The sequence below is a fragment of the Nitriliruptor alkaliphilus DSM 45188 genome (assembly GCF_000969705.1).
GTDB lineage: Bacteria > Actinomycetota > Nitriliruptoria > Nitriliruptorales > Nitriliruptoraceae > Nitriliruptor > Nitriliruptor alkaliphilus.
Window position 1 is genome coordinate 4,415,275 of record NZ_KQ033901.1, and the last position, 15,393, is coordinate 4,430,667.

The following is a 15,393-nucleotide window of genomic DNA, read 5'->3' on the forward strand; positions in this document are numbered from 1 at the left end:
CGAAGGTGACCGTTAGCGTGGAGAGGGACCTGGGGGTGCCTCATGGAGGCACGCGAGCACCTGCACATCTCGCTGCTCGGTGGCTTCGCGGTGACCGCGGGTGGACGCGAGATCGCCGACCAGACGTGGCGGCTGCGCAAGGCGAGGTCGCTGGTCAAGCTGCTCGCGCTCGCCCCCCGCCACCGGCTGCCGTGGGAGCAGCTCGGCGAGACGCTGTGGCCCGACCGCGACGCCGTCGCCGTGCGCAACAACTTCCACCAGACGCTGCGGGCGGCGCGGGTCGCACTCGCCTCGGTCGACCTCGATGGCCGGGAAGCCCTCCGGCTTCGCGATGGTGTCGTGTCCCTCGGCGAGGACGTCACCGTGGAGGTGGACGTCGAGGCGTTCACCGCGGCGGCCGAGCGCGCGACCGAGAGCGGTGGCCTCGACGACCACCGGGTCGCCGCCGCGCTGTACACCGGCGAGCTGCTCCCCGAGGACCGCTACGAGGACTGGACGCACGCGCGGCGTCAGGCGCTTCGGGACCAGCACGCTGCGCTGCTGCTCTCCCTCGCGCGGATGTACCACGACCGGGGCCAGATCTCGGCCGCGATCGACACGTTACGGACCCTGCTCGTCCACGACGAGCTGCACGAGCCCGCCCGCCGCGCCCTCATGCAGCTGCTCGCGGGCACCGGACGCCGCCAGGAGGCGCTGGCGGAGTACGAGACCCTGCGGCACGCGCTGCAACGGGACCTGGCGGCCGACCCCGACCCCGAGACCCGCCGGCTGTACCGCCGGCTGCTGGCGAGCTCGCTCGAGGAGCCGACCGCCGCCGACCACGACGACCGGACCGAGGACACCGACACCGGGCCGACCGACAACCTGCCGGTCCCCGCGTCGAGCTTCGTGGGTCGTGACCGTGAACTCGGTGAGGTCGACCGACTGCTCGCTTCCAGCCGGCTGCTGACGCTGACCGGCGTGGGGGGCGCCGGCAAGACCCGCCTGGCGGTGGAGGCCGCCAGACGGCAGCTCGGCACCCTCGACCACGGGGTCTGGCTCGTCGACCTCGCCCCGACGTCGGATCCCGCCGCCGTCCCCCTGGCGGTCGCCGAGGCGCTCGGACTCGAGCAGCCCGAGCGCGGCCCCGCGCTCCCAACGGTCGTCGAACAGCTCGCCACCCGTCGGCTGCTGCTGGTGCTCGACAACTGCGAGCACCTCGTCACCGCGTGTGCCGAGCTGGTCGCAGCGGTGCTGCGCTCGTGCCCGAACGTGACCGTGCTGGCCACCAGCCGCGAGGCCCTGCGCGTCGAGGGGGAGGTCGCCTGGCGCGTGCCCTCGCTGGCGTTGCCGGACCTCCACCGCCTGCCCGACCACACCCGACTCGGCAGACAGGCCGCGGTGCAGCTGTTCTGCGAGCGCGCCGCGGCCGCGGACCCGTCCTTCACGCTGACCGCACGCAACGCGCCCACCGTGGCGCGGCTGTGCGTCCGCCTCGACGGCCTGCCGCTGGCTCTCGAGCTGGCAGCCGCCAGGGTCCGCATGCTCACCCCCGCCCAGATCCTGGAGCGTCTCGGCCAGGCGCTCGAGCTGCTCGGAGGCAGCCGTGCCGGGCTGTCCCGGCAGCGGACGCTGCGGGCCACCATGGACTGGAGCCACGACCTGCTCGACGAGGACGAGCGGATCGTCTTCCGCCGCCTGGCGGTGTTCGCCGGCAGCTTCCCACCGGAGGCCGCAGAGCACGTCTGTGGGGTCGAGCCGCTGGACCGCACGCAGGTCCTCGACCTGCTCGCCCGGCTGGTGGAGCAGTCGCTGGTGTCGACCGAGACCCGTGGGGAGGTGACCCGCTGTCGCCTGCTGGAGACGGTGCGTCAGTACGCGAACGCCAGGCTCGATGCGGCCGGCGAACGTGCCGGGATCGAGCAGCACCACCGTGACTGGTACCGGGACTGGGCGACGGCCCACGATCCCGAACGGGATCCGGCCGCGGGGCAGGAGGCGCTGCTGGGCTTCGACAGCGAGCACGACAACCTCCGTGCGGCGCTGCGCTCGGCGCTGGCCGACGAGCCCGACACCGCGCTGCACCTGGCCACGAGCCTGTGGCGGTTCTGGCTCGCCAGGGGCCACTTCGCCGAGGGTCGCCGCTGGCTCGACGCCGCGCTCACCGCGTGTCCCGCCCCGACCGCCCTACGTGCCCGCGGGCTCATCGCCGTCACGGTCCTCGACATGCGGTACGCCGCCCGAGCCGAGCGCCTCGAGGGCGCCGCGCGGGAGGTGGTCGCCATCCACCGCGGGCTCGGCGACGAGGTGGAGCTCGCCCAGGCGCTCAACCTCGCCGCGACGACCCTGTGGGTGGCTCACAACGTCGAGGAGGCCTCCGATCTGCTCCAACGTGCCGACGAACTCGCGCGCCGACTCGGAGCCGACCACGTCCTCGCGGCGGTCACCCACACGCACGCGATGATGGCGCTCAGCCAGGGCCGCGCCGCCGAGGCGCGGGAACACCTCGAGAGGTGCAGCAGCCTGCTCGCCACCCTCGCCCCCTGGCAGCGCGGGTTCTTCCCGGCCATCTCGATCGGCTTCTCGGTCGAGTGGGACGGCTCCGCACCACGTCTGGTGTTCGAGGAGACGCTGGTGATGGGCCACCGGCTCGACCTGCCCCCGGCCGCCGCCTTCGTGCGTTTCAGCCAGGCCTGGGCGGCCCGGGCCGACGGCGACCTCGACGCCGCCTTCCGGTACGCGGCAGACGGTGCCGCGGGCTTCGTCGCGGCGGGTTGGGACTACGGCGCCGCGCTCGCGGACAACCTGCTCGGCAGCCTCCACCGTCTCGCGGGCGACCACGCGTCCGCCCGACGGCACCTCGAGCGCAGCCTGCGCGTGCGCGCCCGCCTGGGTGACCGGCGTGCGACGGGCGTGACGCTGGGAGCGCTCGGCCTCGCGGCCGCCGCCGAGGGCGACGATGGGGCGGCCCAGCGCCACCTGCGGCGGGCGCTGGAGCTGTTCGAACGCACCGAGGATGGCTTCGGAACGGCGGGGACGCTGCTCAACCTGGGGGTGGCCGCGCTGCGCGCCGACGACCCGGAGGTGGCGCGGCCGCTGCTCGAACAGGTCAGCGAACTGCGTGCCTCACCCGGCGGTCGCCGCCCTGAGGCCTGGGCCGCGGTGATGCTCGCCGAGATCGCCCAGCGCAGCGGGGACGTGGCCGCCGCCGCCCGCCACGTGGAGGAGGCCCGCGCGGTCTTCGCTGCCATCGGGGAGCGCATGGGCCTGGACCACTGTGCCCGCCTGCAGCCCGGAACCGAGGACGGGGGGAACCGTTTCAGCGCCAGCTACGCGACGGTCACCCACCGTGGTGCTCCACCCACCGGAGAGGGGCACCACCCATGAACGTCATCGAGACCGACTACCTGGTCATCGGCGCTGGACTGACCGGCACGGGGTTCGTCGACTCGCTGATCTGCGACTCCGACGCCGACGTCGTGCTGGTGGACCGACGCCACCAACCCGGCGGCCACTGGAACGACGCCTACCCGTTCGTGCGCCTGCACATGCCTTCTGCCAACTACGGGGTCAACTCCCTCCCCCTGGGCCGTGACACCATCGACGAGCACGGCCCCAACGCCGGGCTCTACGAGCGCGCGACCGGCCACGAGCTCCGCGCGTACTTCCGTCGGGTGCTCGAGGAACGGTTGCTGGCCTCGGGCCAGGTCCGGTTCCTGGGCCTGCACGACCACCGCGGCTCGGACGCCGACGGACACCACGTCGTCTCGCGCCTCACCGGGGAGGCGACCACGGTGCGGGTGCGCCGGCGCCTCGTGGACGCCACCTACCTCGAGTCAGCGATCCCTTCGCACCACACCCCGAACTTCGGAACCGACCCCGGGATCCGGGTGGTGACACCGACCGGTCTGGTCGACCTGCACGAGCCGGCAACGGGCTTCACCGTCCTCGGGGCCGGGAAGACCGCGATGGACACCTGTCAGTGGCTGCTCGACGAGGGCGTCGACCCGGACCGCATCCGCTGGGTCCGGCCGCGCGACCCGTGGATCCTCGACCGGGCCTACTACCAGCCGCTGGACCAGGTGGCCACGTTCGTCGAAGGCCAGGCGCGCGAGCTGGAGGCCGCCGCCGCAGCGGTCGACCTCGACGATCTCTTCCGCCGCCTGGAGGCCAGCGGACAGCTCGTGCGGCTCGACGAGACCGTCGAGCCGACGATGTTCCACACGCCCTCGCTGAGCCAGGCTGAACTGGCGGATCTGCGCAGCATCACCCACGTGGTGCGCAAGGGCCGGGTCGTGCACCTGCGGTCCAAGGAGATCGTGCTGGACCACGGGTCGATCCCCACCGACAGCGGGCAGGTCCACGTGGACTGCACGGCCACCGGCCTGCGGCTGGCGCCCTCCCGCCCGATCTTCGGGGCCGGACGGATCACGATGCAGCAGGTGCGGCAGAACCAGCCGGCGATCAACGCCGCCCTCATCGGCCACCTCGAAGCGACCCGGGACGACGACGCCGAGAAGAACCGGCTCTGCGAGCCCAACCCCTACGTCGACCACCCGGCCGATTGGGTGCGGTGGACCCTCCAGGGGCTGCGTTCCGAAGCGCGGTGGCGCGCGGACGAGGACCTCGGCGCCTGGGTGGAGGCGTCCCGACTCAACCTCTCGGGCGGCATCGGCGATCACGCACACGAACCGCTGATGCGGTCGGCGTTGATGCGCCTGTTCGAGTTCGCCGAGGCGGCGACGTCCAACCTCGAGCGCCTGCTCCCGCAGACCGTGGGGGCGACGGCGACGGCCTGACGACGGCTCCTCCCATCCTTCAGCGCCGGTTACGCGCCCACTACGCAGGGGACGCGGAGCGTGGTCCCGACCGACCGACGAGGAGCAGCCACCGTGAGCGACACCACGATCTCGACCCTACGCGAGCGCGTCCGGGGCGCGGTCATCACCCCGGCCGATGACGGGTACGAGCAGGCGAGACGGGTCCACAACGGCATGATCGACCGCCGCCCCCGGGCGGTCGTGCGCTGTGTCGACGTCACCGACGTCCGCACCGTCGTCGACGCCGCCCGCCACAGCGGGCACGACCTCGCCGTCCGCGGCGGTGGCCACAGCGTGCCGGGCTTCGGGACCGGCGACCATGCGCTCGTCGTCGACCTGTCCGCGATGAACGGCGTGCGGGTCGACCCCCGACGACGCACCGCCCGTGTCGAGGGCGGTTGCACGTGGGGCGCGGTGGACCACGCCACCCACGGCTTCGGCCTCGCGACCACCGGCGGTGTCGTGTCGACCACCGGGGTGGGCGGGCTGACCCTCGGTGGCGGCATCGGCCACCTCGCACGAGGTTGCGGCCTGTCGTGCGACAACCTGCTGTCCGCCGACGTCGTCACCGCCGACGGCGAGCTGCTCACCGCCAGCAACGACGAGCACCCCGACCTGTTCTGGGCGCTGCGCGGCGGGGGCGGCAACTTCGGGGTGGTCACCTCCCTGAAGTTCCGCCTGCACCCGGTCGAGACGATCTACGGCGGGCCGATCCTCTACCCGTTGGACCACGCCGGCCAGGTGCTCGAGTTCTTCGACGACTTCATCGCCGACGCCCCCGAGGAGCTGGGCGCGTTCTTCATGTTCCAGATCGCACCACCGCTGCCGTTCATCCCCGAGGATCGGCACGCCGAGACGATGTGCGGGATCGTGACCTGCTGGGCCGGCCCGGTCGAGAAGGGCGAACCGGCGCTCGCGCCGCTGCTGGAGGACGCCGGCCCCGTGGTCGCCCACCACGTGGGTCCGATGCCTTACCCGGCACTCAACTCGGCCTTCGACGGGCTGTACCCGGAGGGGTTGCAGCACTACTGGAAGGCCAACTTCGTCCGGGAACTCACCCCGGCCGCCGTCGAGGCGCACCTCCGACACGGACCGCTGGTGCCATCGGTGCACTCGACGATGCACATCTACCCCATCGATGGGGCGGTCCACCACATCCCTGCCGACGCGACCGCCTTCGCCCACCGCGACGCGCGCTACGCGACGGTCATCGCCGGCATGTGGCCCGACCCGGATGACAACGAGGCCAACACCCGATGGGTCCGCGACTACTACGAGGCCGTCGCTCCCCACTCCGAGGAAGGCGGCTACATCAACTTCATGGCCGGCGACGACCAGGGCCGCATCCGTGCCAACTACGGCGCCAACTTCGACCGGCTGACCGCGGTCAAGGCGACCTACGACCCCCACAACCTCTTCCACCTCAACCAGAACATCGCGGCATCGACGAGCTGAGACCGGCGCCCACGAGCGGGGGCGGGGTGGCGGACACCGACGAAGCGACCGAGAGGAGCAACAGATGAGCACCGAACTCGAACGTGGATCGAACATCAGGTGGCGCGCGCGGCTCGGCGTCCTCGTGCTGCTCGCGCTGGCCGGGACCCTCCTCGTCTCCGGTGGGACGGCGGGAGTGTCGGCCTCGGGCCACGAGCATCTCGACGCACCGGATGGGTTCCACCCGACCCTGCTGGCACCGCCCGCCGGGTTCGTGGACGACGTGGCCCTACAGCTGCGGTTCCGTTACGACGAGCCCGGCGCCAACCAGGGTGCGACCGTGGCGAGGCTGTCCGACGCAGGCAACGTCGTCGTCGCGCGGGTCACGTGGGATCCGGAGGGCACCTCGGGCTGGCACACCCACCCCGGTCCGGTGGTGGTGAGCATCGTCGAGGGCGAACTCGAGGTCACCAACGCCAGCGACTGCGTCGCGCGCACCTACCGGGCCGGAGAGGTGTGGGTCGACCCGGGGCAGGGCAACGTGCACACCGCCGTCAACCCGAGCGCCGAGAACGAGACCGTCGTGGTCGCCACGTTCTTCGGCGTGCCACCCGGACAGCCCGCGACCGAGCACGTCGCGCCGGCGGACTGCTAGGGCACGGCACGACCGGCGGCCCCGCGGCGACCGGCTGCGGGGCTGCTGCCATGGACGGGTCCGGACGGCGCGCGGCGGTGACCGTGCAGCCAGCGGATCCGCCGGCAGGACGTCGACGTGTCGCCACCCTGCGGTGACGTTCGGGCCGGCAGGTCGCGGCCTCGACGATGACCGCTGGCCCCGGCTCGCCACCCGGGGCTCCTCTCTGCCGACGGAGCGAGGGACCCGTGAGGATCATCGACCTGACCGTGCCAGCGACCCGCACCGACGAGTTCGTCGCGGACCTGTCCGCGCTCGAACCCCTGGCGGTACGCCTCCAGCGGGGCGCGTCCCTGATCCCACGCGGCGACGTGGTCACCCTCGAGGTCCGCAACGAGCAGCTCGGCGAGGTGATGCGGATCGCCGACCGCTACGGCCTCGGCGAGACCGACGGCGTCTCGATGTCCACCTCCGTCCCCTTGAGCGTCGTGGCTCCCTCGCACCGCGCGCTGACACGCGAGATCGGCGCGACGACCTGGGAGGAGCTCGAGCTGTCCATCGGCGAGGACAGCACGATGACCCTGGACCGGACCGTGGTGATGCTGATCGCCGGCGTGGTGGCGGGTGTCGGCATCCTCACCGGGGCGTTGCACGTGGTGATCGGCGCCATGGTCATCGCCCCCGGGTTCCAACCGTTCGCCCGGTTCGTGCTGGGGGTCATCAACAGCTCGGGCGCGTGGAAGGGCGGTCTCATCGACACCGCTCGGGCCTACGGTGCGCTCCTTGTCGGAGCCACCGCGGCAGCGCTGATCGGTGGCGCGTTCGGCGCAGGGGTGCAGCACGGCGGCGAGGACAGCTACCTGGCCGCAGGCAGCCTCATCGACTACTGGACCACGATCACGTGGGGCGGTCTGGTGGTCGGGGGCGCGGCCGCGGTCTGTGGCGGCATCCTCATCTCCCTCAACCGGACGGTCCTGACCGCCGGCGTCATGGTCGCCCTCGCGCTGGTCCCCACCGCCACGATGGTGCCGATGGCGCTCGTCGCGGGCGACCCGACGCTGGCGGCCAGCGCCGGTCTCCGTTTTCTCGCCGAGATCGTCCTCGTCCTCGCCGGGACGACCGCGGTGTTCCTCTTCAAACGCCGACGCGACCGCCGACGCTCCTCGGCGTGATCGCAGCACAGGGCGAGCCGTCGATCCAGCAGCGTGACCGGCCGGGCTGCGCGCTCCACGGATGAACGGCGCGGCGGTTCACGGGGCGATGCCATCATCCCGCGGTCGAGGATGAGGACGCGATGATGACCCGACCGACCGACGGCGACCGCGCCGGAGCGGCTGGCTCCGGTGGCTCCGCGGCGAGCTCGCTCGGCGCGCCGCGGCTGCTGACCGGACGTGAACGGCTCGAGGCGGTCTCGACCGTCCTGCAACGGCGCCGGAACGAGCACCCGACCGCCGGGAACTTCGAGGCGTCGGACCTGCAGTGGTGGACGCGACAGCCCCGACCGACCGACCAGCAGCCGCAGCCGGTCTGGTTCGACGCGGCAGACCCCCTCGCCGCTGTGACCGCGACACGGTGGTCGGATGGCCTCGGGGTGGACGTCCACGTCCCACCGTCGCTCACCGACGACGACGTCGCCCAGGTCTGGGCCGCAGCGTTCGACCTGGCCGCCGGCGAGGACGGCGTCTTCGTCTGGTGCGCCGACGACGACCCGCGGGGCGCCTCCCTGCTCGCCGAGGCGGGTTGGGTCCTCGTCGAGGACACCGGCGTCAGCGGTTGGATGGACGCTGCGGCCGCGCCGCCCGTGTCACCCCTGGCGGACGGCTACCGGCTGCGGAGCCGAGCCGACCGACCGAACGGCCCGCACCCGTTCGTCGCTCGCAACGGTCCGGACGTCGAGGCCCGCCTCCAGGGGACCGCGCTCTACCGACCCGACCTCGATCTCGTGGCCGTCACCGAGGAGGACGAGGTCGCCGCCTACGCGCTCCTCTGGTTCGACCCGGTGACGCAGGTGGGCCTCGTGGAGCCGATGCGCACCGAGGAGGACCACCAGCGTCGCGGTCTGGCCCGCCACCTGCTGACCGCCGGCATCCACCGCCTCGTCGCCCTCGGCGCCGAACGGATCCGGATCAGCTGGGAGGACGACAACCCCGCGTCGTCCACCCTCTACCCCGACGTCGGGTTCGTCCCGACCCAACGGATGCACACCTACCAGCCCGGCGCCTGACGAACGGGCCGGCATGCCACCCTCGTGCCCGAAGGGGGCCACCTCCCCTATCCGCCTCGCCCCAGGCCCTCGAGGCTGGAGAAGTACCCGTCGAGCATGTGGGCCAACTGGTCGACCCACGCCTCGACCGGACCGGCTTGCAGCTCCTCGAGTCGCGCCTGCGCGTGGTGACCAGCGACGCTGATCACGTCGTCCTCGAAGATCTCGAAGCTCCACGACCGCGATCCACGCTCCTGCAGCACCCACAGGTCGAGGCAGAGGATCTCCTCGTCCCCGTAGCTCGCGCGCAGGGGCGCCGCCCACCCCGGGTAGCGGGTCATCAGTGCATCGACCGCATCGACACCGTCGCAGTGGAACAGCACCGAGTCCGGGTTCTGGACGGGCGACGCTCCCGGCGCCGACACGCCGTTCTCGCGGGCGGCGTACGGGAAGCCACGCGGCCCGAGCACGGGGTCGAGCCGTGCGGACACCACCGCACTGAACGCCGGCTGATCGTCCACTCACTCCCCCGTCACGGCACGACCCCGACGCTAGTGCGCCGCGCCCGCGCCGTGCACGGAGGTCACGAACGGACCCGCACCCGCCCGGTCGGGCCTCCGGGGTCTCGTGGTCGTGCGGGACGCGGCGGCGGAGCGCGAGGAGGCTCGCGGCCGCAGCCAACAGCACCCCCGCCGGCGCCCATCGCGCCACCGCCGGTGACCGGCAGCGGCCCACGGTCGGGGACCCCGGCGCCGGCAGCCAGGACGCCGACCTCCGCGATGCGTCCGCGCCATGCCCGGCGCGGCCGGCCTGCGCGACGCGACCTGCCGTCGTGTCGATCCTCGGCCGAGCCGGTTCCGGCGGTGCCGCGGCAGCGTCCGGCAGCTCACCGGCGGCGGGGGTCGCCGCCGGCTCGGCGAGGTCGGGATCGACGAACCACGGCGAGGCGTGGGCGATCGCCGCGCCGAAGCCGACGTAGACCTCGTCGGCCCGGCCGTCCGCCGGCAGGCTCGTGTCCGACAACCGCAGCACCAGCCACGGGACCTCCGCCGCGTCCACGTCGACCACCAGCCGCGGCAGCTGCCCACCCGGACCGGGCACGCGGATGGTCTCGACCGCCAGGACCCGCGGCCGCGGGGACCCGGTGGTCAGCACCTGCGCCACCAGGTGCGTACCGGTGAAGCGTGGGCCGCGGTCCACGTCGATGTCGATCGCGATGGGGCCCGATCGGTGGCCCAGCGTGCGGCCCATCCGAACGCCGTTCGCGGCGGCGTCCACACGCAGCCCCTCGAGGTTGGTCGCGAAGAAGCGACGTTCGAGCATCGCCGAGCGGACCCCGTGACGGGCGACGGCGCCCAGCGGCCGTCACCGGGCAGGCTGACGCGGTCACCTCTCGCCGGGGTGACACGAACGCGTCCGGCCGGTGACGGCGGCGCGAGCGGACGGGAGTGCCCGCCGCGCGCTCTAGGCTCACCGCGTCCTCGACCCGGGAGCCCCCGTGCCGGTCCAGCTCGAACGCACCGACGATGGCGTCGCCGTCCTCACCCTCGACGACCCCGAGCGTCGCAACGCCATGACGGAGGCCATGGGCGACGACCTGACGGCCCGCTGCGCCGAGCTCGCCGACGACACCGACGTGCGCGCCGTGGTGCTCACGGGCGCGCCCCCCGCCTTCTCGGCCGGTGGCGACTTGGCGATGCTCGAGGACCTCGGCCGCCGGACCCGCGACGAAGGGTTCGACGCCGCCGACCACATGCGCGCCTTCTACCGGCGGTTCCTGGCGGTGCGGGACCTGCCGCAGCCGGTCATCGCCGCGATCAACGGGCACGCGGTCGGTGCGGGCCTGTGCGTCGCGCTGGCCTGCGACCTGCGCCTGGTCGCCTCCGAGGCCAAGGTCGGGCTGAACTTCGCCCGTCTCGGCCTCCACCCGGGGATGGGAGGATCCTGGCTGCTGCCCCGGACCCTCAGCGACCAACAGGCCAAGCTGTGGCTCTACACCGGCCGCCTGTTCGGCGGCGAGGAGGCTGCGGCCGCCGGGCTGGCGCTCGAGGCACGACCGGCCGACGAGGTGCTGCCCGCGGCGCTCGCGCTCGCCACCGAGATCGCCGGCGCCTCACCGGTGGTGGTTCGCCAGCTCAAGACCACCCTGGCCACGCTGCCAGCCGACCTCGATGCCGCCCTCGACCGCGAGGCAGCGGCGCAGGCGGTCAACTACGGCAGCCAGGATCTCGTCGAGGGACTGGCCGCGGGGCGGGAGCGTCGCGCGCCGGACTTCCCCGGACGCTGACGGTCACTCGCGGGCACCCCGCCACGCACTGCGCAGCGACACGCGTGCTCCGGCACGCAGGATGGACCCCTCGTACAGCCGCGCCGCCAGCAGGGTCAGCAGCACCGCCGTGACGATCACGAGGACCCCCGAGATCGCCGCCTGCCAGAGCGGCAGGTCGACGAGGGCGATCCGGGCCGGGACCACGAACGGGGCGGTGAACGGCACGAACGTCGCCACCTGCGCCAGCGTCGAGTCCGGCGAACCGAGGACCGGGAAGGTCGTGGCGAACGCGCCGATGAGCAGCGCGTACAGCGGGAACAGCGCCACCTGCGAGTCCTCCACGCGTGACACCAGCGCCGACAGCCCGGCGGTGACCCCCGCGTACAGCCCGTAGCCGAGCACGAACGCGACCAGGACCGACGCGGCTGACACCCCGAGACGTGGTGGGATGTTGTCACGGCCGAGCGTGGTCAGGATCACGAGGCCCGGGGTGATCATCGTGGCCGCCTGCAGCGTGCCGAGCGTGCCGAGGCCGAGGACCTTGCCCCCCATCAGTTGGCGGGCGGGGACGGCCGGCAGCAGCAGCTCCACCACCCGGGAGCTCTTCTCCTCGATGACGCCGGTGACGATGAGGTTGGCGAAGAAGATCAGCACGAAGTACAGCAGCACCGCTCCGGCGTACGCCACGGCGAAGCGACCCGCTGCGGTCTGGGGGTCCACGCCGGTGCCGGTGATGACGACCTCGACCTCGACCGGCGGTGCACCGAGGACGTCGGTCACCTGATCGGGGGCGAGGCCGCTGGCATTCAGCGCTCGAGCCGCGCCGAGCGCCTCGGGCACGCCGGCGGGCACCGGCGACCCGAACGGTCCGGCCGACCCTGCTGCGAGGATGCGGGTCCCGCCGTCGGCGAGCACGAAGGCGAGCGAACCGTGTTCGAGCATGGTGGCCGCCGCGGCTTCGTCGGGGACACGAACCCGGTCGGGCGGCGCCCCGAAGGTCGCGGTGAGAGCGGCGATCGTGGCCTCGTCGACCTGGCCGATGATGCCGATGGTCGGCGCGTCCCCACCGAGCTCGTCGACGGCGGCGAACCGGTCGCCGACGACCGCCGGCACGGCCGCGCCGATGGCGATGAGGACGGCGAACAGCCCCGTGACCACGAGGAAGGCCCGCGAACGCAGGCGCTGACGGACCTCACGTCCCGCCACGAGCACGACCGTGCGCCACCGGATCATCGGACCGCTCCAGGAGGCGGCACCGTGGGGCGACCGGCCCCGTCGCCGCTCACGCCGCCGTTGGCACCACCGACGGCGTCGCGGAACAGCTGCGACAACCGCGGCTCCTCCAGCGACACCTTGGTGATGCGGCCGGCCCGTTGTGCGAGGGCGATGAGCGCCCCCGGGTCGGCGTCGGGCGTGAGCGCGAACGTGGCCTCGTCCCCCGCGGCGTGGACGAGCCGCGCGCCCGGGGTCGGTGCGTGCGCCCAGTCGGCGCCACCTTCGACCGCCAGGTGGACGCGCCGGATCCCCGCCGCCCGCAGCGAGGCGACCTCGCCGGCCAGCACCGTGCGGCCCTCGGCGATGATGGCGACGGTCCGGCACAGGTCCTCGACCAGGTCGAGCTGGTGCGAGCTGAACATCACGGCAGCGCCCGCATCCGCGCGGGCCTGCAGCATCGCCGACATCGTGTCGACCGCGAGCGGATCGAGGCCCGAGAAGGGTTCGTCGAGCACGAGCAGCTCGGGGTCGTGGACCAGCGCCGCCGCGAGCTGGACCCGCTGCTGGTTCCCGAGGCTGAGGGCCTGGACATGGTGGCCGGCCCGCTCCGCGAGGCCCAGCTCCTCGAGCAGCGCCTCGGTCCTGCGGACAGCGCCCTCCCGGGAGATGCCGTGCAGCCGGGCGAGGTAGATCAGGTGCTCGGCCACCCGCATCTTGGGGTACAGGCCCCGTTCCTCGGGCAGGTAGCCGGTCCGGCCACGGACGTCCGACCCGATGGGCACACCGTCCCACCGCACCTGCCCCGCGTCGAGGCGCGTCACGCCGACCACGGCCCGCATCGCCGTGGTCTTGCCGGCGCCGTTCGGACCGAGGAACCCGCACAGCTCACCACGCGCCACCGTGAACGACAGGCCGTCGAGCGCACGGACGACGGCCGCTGGCGCCTCCGGTCGGGGCGCGGCGAACCGTCGGTGCAGGCTGTCCAGCTCGAGCACGGACGCTCACGGGTGGGAGGTTGGGGAGGACCGGGTGGGAGGTTGGGGAAAGACCGTGAAGGGGCGGCGGAGGTTACGCGGTGGCGTCCGGACCGGTGGCCAGGGCGGCACCGAGGATCTGACGGGCGATCACCCGCAGCGCCAGCACCTCGTCGGCGCCCTCGAAGATCGACAGGACCCGGGCGTCCACGAACAGCCGGGAGACCGTGTACTCCTCGGCGTAGCCGTAGCCGCCGTGGAGCTGGAGCGCTTCACGCGTGACCCACTCGGCGACCCGGCACGACAGCTGCTTGAGCTGCGAGGCCTCGAGGCCGGCCGAGCTGTCACCGCGCGCCAGCGACCGGGCGACCGCGAACGACGTCACCCGGCAGGCGGCCAGGAGCGCCGCCATCTTCGCGATCTTGGTCCGGTTGAGCTCGTAGTCGGCCAGCGGCGTCCCGAACACGTTGCGCTGCTTGGCGTAGTCGGTCGCTCGTTCGAGGGCGGCCTGCATCACGCCTTGGGCACGTGCGGCGGTCTGGAGCCGGGCGTTGGAGAACGCCTGCATCTGGAGGTAGAAGCCCTGGCCGAGCCCGTCGTCCATCCCGATCAGGTCGGTGTGCGGGACCCGCCAGCCGTCGATCGACACCTCGAAGGAGTGCATCCCGCGGTAGCCGAGCGTCGGGATCGCCTTGGCCTGCATGCTGCCGCCGCCGTCCTGGGTCACCTCCCAGCTGTGGCCCGCGAACGACGGCTTCTCGACCACGAAGAGGCTGAGGCCCTTGTGGCCGCGGCTGCGATCGGGGTCGGTCCGCGCGAGGACGAGCAGGTACTCGGCCTTGCCGGCGAACGTGCACCAGGTCTTGACGCCGCTGAGGACCCAGTCGTCACCGTCCCGGGTCGCGGTGGTCTTGACGCCGGCGACGTCCGAGCCGTAGTCCGGCTCGGTCACCGCCACGCCGCACATCTTCTCGCCCGCCGCGATCGGTGGCAGCCAGCGGGCCTTCTGCTCGTCGGTCCCACCCTTCAGGATGGCGGTCCCGATGATCTCGGGGCGGGTGATCAACGACCCGGCCACGCCGAGCGATCCGCGCGAGAGCTCCTCGGTGACCAGCACCATGTTGAGCAGCTCGTCGTCGCCACCCTCGGCGAACCCGCCGTGCTCGGACGGGATCGACAGTGCGAAGCAGCCGAGCTCGGCGAGACCCGAGATGATGTCGTCGGGGATGTCGGCGTCCTCGCGGTGCACGTGCTCCGCGACGGGCATGACCTTCTCCTCGGCGAACCGTCGGAAGGTCTGGCGCACCATCTCGAGGTCCTCGGGCAGGTGCCGGGGACCGGCCTCACCCGTCCGCAGGACCTCGTCGGCGAGGGTCGACAGGAACGCCGCGTCGCGGCCGGCGGCGAGCGCGTCGGCGACGTGGTCGAACGCGCCGACGTCGAGGCCCCACGCGGTCTCGCGACCGAGGATGCGACCCTGGAGGTCGGCCGCTGCGTCCGCGGCGAACGCCAACGCCAGCGAGGCTTCGACCTCACCCTTCTCGCCCCAGGCGGTCAGCTCGGCCGCGGCGACCACGGCCGAGGACGCCGACGCGAGGTCGTAGACCACCGTCTGACGATCGTCGACGAGGCTCGTGCTGATGCGGCCGTCCTTCTCGCACTCGGTGGCGAGGTGGCCGGCGGCACGGTCGATGACGGCCTGCATGGCCTCGACGAGGGCGGCTGCGTGCTCGAGGTGGGCCACGGCGGCGGTCTCCTGGCGACGAAGGACACGGGCGATCCGCTCCGGAGAAGTGGGAGGCTGCCGCTCGTGGGCCGGGAGGGTGCCACCCCGTGGCCGTCGCCACCAACCCGAGCGTGGCCGG

General features: G+C 73.0%; 11 protein-coding genes. 7 read left to right on the forward strand and 4 right to left on the reverse strand.

The window, feature by feature from the left end; translation table 11 throughout:
• Window positions 1-42 precede the first annotated feature (42 nt).
• The 6 genes from NITAL_RS20370 (at window position 43) to NITAL_RS20395 (ending at window position 9,091) form a co-directional block, all read left to right on the forward strand.
• Window positions 43-3,366, forward strand: coding sequence for an ATP-binding protein (locus NITAL_RS20370; RefSeq protein ID WP_052668125.1), 3,324 nt, complete (start codon window positions 43-45; stop codon window positions 3,364-3,366).
• Complete coding sequence (locus NITAL_RS20375; protein WP_052668127.1) at window positions 3,363-4,778, forward strand: hypothetical protein; 1,416 nt, start codon at window positions 3,363-3,365, stop codon at window positions 4,776-4,778. Before NITAL_RS20370 ends, NITAL_RS20375 begins: the two co-directional genes overlap by 4 nt.
• 93 nt (window positions 4,779-4,871) lie before the next feature.
• Entirely contained in the window at window positions 4,872-6,254 is a 1,383-nt protein-coding gene (locus NITAL_RS20380) for an FAD-binding oxidoreductase (protein ID WP_052668129.1), read from the forward strand.
• 64 nt (window positions 6,255-6,318) lie between these two features.
• Window positions 6,319-6,888, forward strand: a complete 570-nt coding sequence (locus NITAL_RS20385) for a cupin domain-containing protein (RefSeq protein ID WP_052668131.1) — start codon at window positions 6,319-6,321, stop codon at window positions 6,886-6,888.
• A 227-nt stretch (window positions 6,889-7,115) separates the two neighbouring features.
• Window positions 7,116-8,039 carry a DUF389 domain-containing protein gene (locus NITAL_RS20390; RefSeq protein WP_052668132.1) on the forward strand — a complete coding sequence of 308 codons (924 nt, stop codon included), beginning with the start codon at window positions 7,116-7,118 and terminating at the stop codon, window positions 8,037-8,039.
• Window positions 8,040-8,164: 125 nt separating this feature from the next.
• Window positions 8,165-9,091: a GNAT family N-acetyltransferase gene (locus NITAL_RS20395; RefSeq protein ID WP_157041993.1), complete on the forward strand. Its 927-nt coding sequence runs from the start codon at window positions 8,165-8,167 to the stop codon at window positions 9,089-9,091.
• Window positions 9,092-9,138: 47 nt separating this feature from the next.
• Here the strand turns inward: NITAL_RS20395 and NITAL_RS20400 are convergent, their stop codons facing one another.
• Window positions 9,139-9,591, reverse strand: a complete 453-nt coding sequence (locus NITAL_RS20400) for a hypothetical protein (RefSeq protein ID WP_052668135.1) — start codon at window positions 9,589-9,591, stop codon at window positions 9,139-9,141.
• Between the two features lie 977 nt (window positions 9,592-10,568).
• Between NITAL_RS20400 and NITAL_RS20410 the strand changes: the two genes are divergently transcribed.
• Window positions 10,569-11,357 (forward strand): enoyl-CoA hydratase/isomerase family protein, encoded by a 789-nt coding sequence (locus tag NITAL_RS20410; RefSeq protein ID WP_052668139.1) that lies wholly within the window; start codon window positions 10,569-10,571, stop codon window positions 11,355-11,357.
• 3 nt (window positions 11,358-11,360) lie between these two features.
• On the opposite strand, the gene NITAL_RS20415 is transcribed toward NITAL_RS20410, so the two are convergent.
• From NITAL_RS20415 to NITAL_RS20425, 3 genes are all read right to left on the reverse strand, one after another.
• Window positions 11,361-12,572 carry an ABC transporter permease gene (locus NITAL_RS20415; RefSeq protein ID WP_052668140.1) on the reverse strand — a complete coding sequence of 404 codons (1,212 nt, stop codon included), beginning with the start codon at window positions 12,570-12,572 and terminating at the stop codon, window positions 11,361-11,363.
• Complete coding sequence (locus tag NITAL_RS20420; protein ID WP_083441822.1) at window positions 12,569-13,549, reverse strand: ABC transporter ATP-binding protein; 981 nt, start codon at window positions 13,547-13,549, stop codon at window positions 12,569-12,571. Before NITAL_RS20420 ends, NITAL_RS20415 begins: the two co-directional genes overlap by 4 nt.
• A 73-nt stretch (window positions 13,550-13,622) precedes the next feature.
• Window positions 13,623-15,272: an acyl-CoA dehydrogenase family protein gene (locus NITAL_RS20425; RefSeq protein ID WP_211262550.1), complete on the reverse strand. Its 1,650-nt coding sequence runs from the start codon at window positions 15,270-15,272 to the stop codon at window positions 13,623-13,625.
• Between the last annotated feature and the right edge of the window lie 121 nt (window positions 15,273-15,393).